Origin of the sequence: Rhodococcus sp. (in: high G+C Gram-positive bacteria), from assembly GCF_049286785.1 — a bacterium.
GTDB lineage: Bacteria > Actinomycetota > Actinomycetes > Mycobacteriales > Mycobacteriaceae > Rhodococcus_F.
This window is the reverse complement of record NZ_JBAQEO010000656.1, coordinates 1-4,755: the sequence shown is the minus strand read 5'-3', so window position 1 is coordinate 4,755 and position 4,755 is coordinate 1. Positions and strand designations below refer to the sequence as shown.

General features: G+C 67.3%; 2 protein-coding genes and 1 pseudogene. 1 reads left to right on the top strand and 2 read right to left on the bottom strand.

From position 1 onward, the window contains the following. Positions 1 to 750: pseudogene (locus WAW17_RS23660) on the top strand (cysteine--1-D-myo-inosityl 2-amino-2-deoxy-alpha-D-glucopyranoside ligase); the annotation flags it as partial. On the opposite strand, the gene WAW17_RS23655 reads toward WAW17_RS23660, so the two are convergent. Together WAW17_RS23655 and WAW17_RS23650 are read right to left on the bottom strand one after the other, a co-directional pair. Continuing rightward, entirely contained in the window at positions 705 to 2,000 is a 1,296-nt protein-coding gene (locus tag WAW17_RS23655) for a TIGR02679 family protein (RefSeq protein WP_422335339.1), read from the bottom strand. The pseudogene WAW17_RS23660 and the gene WAW17_RS23655 sit on opposite strands and share 46 nt — an antisense overlap. A gap of 3 nt (positions 2,001 to 2,003) precedes the next feature. Next, on the bottom strand, positions 2,004 to 4,755 hold a 2,752-nt coding region (locus WAW17_RS23650; RefSeq protein ID WP_422335338.1), incomplete at its 5' end, for an SbcC/MukB-like Walker B domain-containing protein.

Here is a 4,755-nt window from a genome sequence, read left to right as displayed (position 1 = left end):
ACCGAACAGTTCGGATACGAGTCCGGGTACGACCACGAGACCATGCTGAAGTTCTTCGCGGAGCGCGGCGGCGACCCCGACCGCCAGGGCAAGGTGGACCCGCTCGACGCGCTGGTGTGGCGTGCCGTGCGCCCCGGCGAGCCGTCGTGGCCGTCTCCGTTCGGTCCCGGCCGGCCGGGCTGGCACATCGAGTGCTCGGCTATCGCACTCAATCGCATCGGTTCCGGCTTCGACGTGCAGGGCGGCGGCAGCGATCTGATCTTCCCGCACCACGAGTACTCGGCGGCGCACGCCGAGTGCATCACCGGCGATCGCCGGTTCGCGCGCCACTACGTCCACACCGGGATGATCGGACTCCACGGCGAGAAGATGTCGAAGAGCCGCGGCAACCTGGTGTTCGTATCCAAGCTCCGCGGCGAAGGCGTCGATCCGGCCGCCATTCGGCTCGGACTGCTGTCGGGGCACTACCGTCAGGACCGTCCGTGGACCGGGCAGGTGCTCGCGGATGCGCAGGCCCGGCTGGCGCTGTGGCGTGACGCGGCCGCACTCGGTTCGGCGCAGTCGGTCACCGACACCGTCGCGCGACTGCGTCAGCACCTCGCCGACGATCTCGACACCCCGAAAGCGCTCGACGCGCTCGACGGCTGGGCTCGACTGGCTCTCGACCACGGCGGTCCGGACACCGGCGCGCCCCGAGGATTCGCTCAGGCCGTCGACGCACTCCTCGGCGTTCCGCTGCTCCACCCGTGAGACAGCTCCACCCGTGAGTTCTTGTCAACCGTGGGCGGGTGAGAAGTACTCACAGCTCGGAGGAACGCGAGGAGTTCGGGGATGATCCGTTCCTCCATCACCGCGTTTCCGGTGGCCTTCATGAGCGGGGTGAGTTCCGTGTCCCACGCCGCATCGTAGGGACAGTCCGAATCTTTGAAGGATTCCGACGGACCACGGCCGGCAGCGGTTCGGTAGGTCTCGGAGTCCATGAGCCACGGCTGCGCGTTGTAGCGGTCGATCGCGGCCGCGGTGGTACGCAGTCCGGTCCAGTCGAAGTCTCCGCGCCAGTGGACGGGCTGTGCCGAGAACCTCTCGAGGAGTCTGCCCGCTGCTGCCGACGGCTGACCCTGGGTGCAGATCAGCGCGGGGCAGCGTGCCCCCAGAGTGCGTGCCGCTGCCGCCAGAACCGCCGGATTCTCGCAGACGAACACCGGCCCCGGTGTCGGTGTCACGGTGTAGCGGGCGAGTTGATCGAGCGTGAGGACGAAGGGAAGCCCGGCTTGTGCGGCCTCGTTCAGGAACCGGCCGAGCAGGTGCTCCTCGTGCACCCGCACGCCGAGGACCATCACCTGGCTCGACAGTGTGTCGACCACGACGCCGTGGGACTCCCACAGTGTTCGTTCGGCTTCGATGGACCTCGGCCGAGGCGTTCCCTGCTCGAGTGCGAGCGCATACAGGACGATCGGCGCCAGCAGGCGCTTCCGGTCGAGCGCTTTGGTGTCGCCGGTTGCCCTTTCGGCCAGCTCCGTCAACGAGATCCCGTCGGCTGGAAGCAGTTCGAGAACGCTCGGAGCGTGGCGTAACGCCGGAAAGTAGCTCGGCTGCACCAGCTTGCCGGTCGAACTCAACCAGTCGAGCCACCGCTCGTCGGTTCGGCTTCCGAGCCGGCGTCTGAGCTCGTCCGGCCAGTAGTGGTGTTTGTACGCTTCGGTTTCCGTTGCGGACAGTTTCTTGTTGTCGAGCGGTGCCAGCCTCTGGGCCAATGGGAGGCCGCCGTTCATCGGCTTCTGCAGCCAATCATCGAGTAGCGTGAGCGGGACCCTCATCTTCTTGGTGGTGTTCTCCGCCTTTCCACCGCGTATGGCACGGCACAGGCGCCAGAGATTCGGCGCGTCCGGCGATGCCGTGACGGGGACGTCACCCTCCAGGAGTAGCCAGTTGTTCTCGAGTCTCCTGCGTGCCGCGGCGAGAAGTAGTTCCAGTTCGGGAGTTCCGTTCCAGTCGTTCACGCATCACACCTCGGCGAATTCGAATCCGCCCTCGGCGGGGGACGGGACTCGTCGGCGCAGTGGTGATCCCAGTGCTCGCGCGAGATCGGTGCCGTCGTGTTCGGCGAGCAGTTCGCCGTCGGCCCACACCAGAAGCGCTGCACTCACACTGTGTTCGGCCGTGGAATGAGCAAGATCGTAGTGTGCGCATCCCGGGACCCCGGCGTAAGTGATCCAGAGGTCGTAACCGGTCATGAACAGGTCCAGATCGAACTGCACACTCAATCCGAGAAGTTCGCTGCGACCGTTGTCGTCGACGCCGGCGAACGCCTCGTCCAGGGCGAGAAGCCTCGGGGCGTGGGGGTCGGCGGAGTCGAGCATCACGTGCGCGGCGGCGAAGAGCGGAAGATGCAGCGACACGGACTGTTCGCCGCCGGACAGGGCACTGTGTCTCGCCACGGTGAGCCGGTCCTCCGTGCCGCCGCCGCCGATGAGGGTGAAGGAGAAGACCCGCCATCTGCGGTAATCCAGAGCGGACGAGAGGATCTCGGGGTATGAACGCTCCGGGTGTGCGGCCCGGGCGGTGCGGATCTGAGCCGCGAAATGTGCACGCATCGCGGCGAGCTCGTCGGGGCCCAGAGCGGAGGCGTCACGGTCGAGAAGTTTCGAGATCGCGCGGGCGTTGTCGTCGAGGTTGTCGGCGAGGACCCAGTGCACACCGATGGTGTTGCCGGACGACATCCGGCGTTCCCGCATCTCGGCGCCCATCCGTGCGATGAGGTCGCGGGCATCGATGGTGCGTTCGTGGATCTGCTGGGCGAGACCGCTGAGCAGCGCGTCTTCGAGTATCCGGCGTTCGGATTCGGTGAGAAGGAGTTCCTGATCAGCTCTCGCGGATGCGATCCGGGACGCGAACTCGCCCAGCGAAGAATACCCCTGGTCGTCCTGAACCTGCACGACCGTGAGTCCGTCCGGGGCATCCCAATGCAAGCGATAGTCCTGCCCTGCCGAGGCCAGGCTGGTCTCGAAGTCCTGTAATGCGGTGGTGAGCGCAGAGCGCGCGGATTTGCGGGTGGCGTCGCTGACACGAACCGACTCGGTCGCGGTGTCGAGCACACGGTGGAGCGCGAGAACTTCGCCGGGCAGCACGTAGGCGTCCGCGTCCGCATTCTGGATTCGGTACACGAGTTGATCCGGCGTCATCCATGCGCCGGCGCTCGCCGGCCACGCATGGTCGGTGTCGATACCGAGTAGTTCGAGGAGATCGCGGCGCGCGTACGGCGCGAGTCGCGCCGCGTCGGCCTGGGTTTCGGTCATCGCCAGGCGCAGGGTGGCCACCGCGGCCGCGTGTGCGCCTTCGGCCTTTCCGATCGCCTCGCCGGCATCCCGGTCGATCTTGCGCGCTACCCGTTGCTGCTGTTTGCACGCCTCGATCCGGGTGTGCGCTTCTTCGAGTTGAGCGTCGATCTGCTCTGCGCCGGCGCCCAGACTCTCCCGGAGAGTCTCGAGTCCCTGGATCTGCGTTGCGAGGCTCTCTTCGGCGACGGCCGCTTCTTCGGCGAACTCCTCGGCGTTCCCGCGCGCTTCCTCGCGTCGATCGTGTGCTTCTCGGGTGTGCTCGAGTTCCTTCAGATGCTCACGCCGACACCGCAGCACGAGCTCACCCCGTTTCTCGAAGTGACGGATCGCCGCGGCCAGTGAGTCGAGTTCGTGTGGCACGTAGGGAGTTCTGTGTGCCACCGCCGTGGTGCGCAGTTGTTTCTCCTTGGCGGACAGATCGGCGATCGCCTGGTCCAGTTCGCGATCCGCGGCCGCGGAGGTCTCCGATCGAGACCGCAGGACACCCGCGGACTCCGTCACCGACTTGAGTGCCGCGAACACCGGGGCGGTGCGGGGGAGAGCCCTGCCCACCGTGTTCACCCGCACCAGCAGTTCGCCGGCGTCCGTTTCCGCGGTCCGTGCGGCGGCCAACGCGGCTTCGGCCTCGGCGATGGCACGATCGAACTCGGCGATCCGAGCCGCGCGCCTGTGCGCGCGGGCGGTGGCTCCGATGTACTCGGCCTCGGGTTTGGTGTGCGAACCCTGTTGTATGCCTTGCCAATACCCGCCTTTCGCGTCGACCGCGACAAAGGCGCCCTGCTGTGTGGGACTGTTCTGCGCCCACGCGATGGATTCGAGGATGGCCTGCACCCGATCCTCGGGAACCCCCGTGTCGGATTCGACCTCGAGTACGTCCGCGAGTGTGCGCCCACTCGGTCGATCCTTCTCGGGCAGGGCAAGGAGGTATTGCTCGGAGTCGGATTCCGGTACGGTGCCGCCGTCACCGAGCACCCAGCCGTCGAGCAGGTTCGCGGCATGCAGCGCCGACTCGATTCCGGCCGCGGCCGCGGGATCCACGGTCTCGCGGAACCGGACCAGACGCCACAGCGGTGCGCCGGGCAGATCCGCGCGGGAGCCGGTGCGGGCGGCGAAGGGGGCGGGGGCGTCGTCGTGTTCGGCCGCGACGTCCGCACGGACGGTCTGCAGTTCGGTGATTGTCGCGGTCGTCGCCGCGATCTCGGCCTGGGCCTGCCGACGGCGGAACTGCAGCGATTCGACGGCGTCCGACGTGTGCTCGGTGAGTACCTCGGCCAGTGTGGGCGCGTCCTCGTCCCCGATTCGCGCCAACGCCGCATCGAGTGCGTCGAACAGCGAGGACGGCACACCGATCGATCCGAAGAGCCCTGAGTGGTCGGTCCACCACGATCGCAGAGCCGTAGCGCAGTCGCTGCGCGCC